The 471-nt window shown below is 72.8% G+C and carries 1 protein-coding gene; it reads right to left on the bottom strand.

Annotation, left to right across the window (positions count from 1 at the left end; genetic code table 11):
- The coding region (locus ACFXGA_RS18605) for a tetratricopeptide repeat protein (protein WP_378089478.1) at positions 1-471 on the bottom strand (471 nt) is incomplete at both ends.

The following is a 471-nucleotide window of genomic DNA, read 5'->3' as shown; positions in this document are numbered from 1 at the left end:
CGAGGCTGTGGCGGGTGCTCAGGGTGCGGATGTGGTCGGGGCCGTGGACCCGTAGCTGGTCTGCCAGCAGCGCCTCGAACTCCGTAACCGCGCGGGCCTGGTCCCCCGCCCGACCCCGCCAGACGGCGAGGCTGTGGCGGGTGCCCAGGGTGTTGGGATGGTCGGGGCCGTTGACCCGTAGCTGGTCTGCCAGCAGCGCCTCGAAATCCGCGACCGCGTCGGCCGGCCCGCGGGCCTCACCCCGCCACTGGGCGAGGTTGTAGCGGGCGCCCAGGGTGTTGGGATGGTCGGGGCCGTGGACCCGTAGCTCGTCTGCCAGCAGCTTCTCGTACTCGGCGACCGCGTCGGCCGGCCCGCCAGCCTTACCCCGCCAGTGGGCGAGGTTGTAGCGGGCGCCCAGGGTGTTGGGATGGTCGGGGCCGTGGACCCGTAGCTCGTCTGCCAGCAGCTTCTCGTACTCGGCGACCGCGT

Origin of the sequence: Actinosynnema sp. NPDC059335 (assembly GCF_042752395.1) — a bacterium.
In the GTDB taxonomy this organism is placed as follows: domain Bacteria; phylum Actinomycetota; class Actinomycetes; order Mycobacteriales; family Pseudonocardiaceae; genus Actinosynnema.
The sequence above is the reverse complement of the archived record's forward strand: the minus strand, read 5'-3'. Positions and strand labels throughout refer to the sequence as shown.